Origin of the sequence: Streptomyces sp. P17 (assembly GCF_032436805.1) — a bacterium.
GTDB lineage: Bacteria > Actinomycetota > Actinomycetes > Streptomycetales > Streptomycetaceae > Streptomyces.
Genome location: NZ_JAVRBF010000342.1, coordinates 1 through 445, shown reverse-complemented (window position 1 = coordinate 445; position 445 = coordinate 1). Strand labels below are relative to the sequence as shown.

The 445-nt window shown below is 65.6% G+C and carries 1 protein-coding gene; it reads right to left on the bottom strand.

Annotated elements, in window-relative coordinates; genetic code table 11:
• Nucleotides 1–268: hypothetical protein (locus RMT89_RS41185; RefSeq protein WP_315888873.1), on the bottom strand; the 268-nt coding region annotated here is incomplete at its 3' end.
• Nucleotides 269–445: the final 177 nt, after the last annotated feature.

Sequence of the window (445 nt, the reverse complement as noted above, 5' to 3'; positions counted from 1 at the left end):
GCACCAGCGAGATCGTCGACTTGCCGTTCTGGCGAGCCACCAGCAACACCAAAGTTTTGAACCGGAACGAGCCATCGTCCAGCAACTCGAGGCCGTGGACCATGAACCACTGCTGCCACGGCAGGAGCGGCATCCGCAGGACGTGCTCCGCGAAGTCGCAGACCTGGTAGCCGAGCGTCCACCGCTCCGTCTCCTCAGACCGAGGCTCCAGCGGACGCAACGGGGGCGTGTAGACCCTCGGCACCGTCGAACCGAGCCGAGCAGCCATCGTCAGCTCGCCCCACGACGAGACGCCCGCTGCTGCATCGCGATGATCCTCGCACCCGGCGAATCATCAGGCACCACGTGGGCCTCGGGCTTGGGGGGCGACGCCGCCTTCGACAGCGTCATACCCAGCGCCTCCGCATACCGCAGATATGTCGGGATCGTCACATTGTCCAGCTTC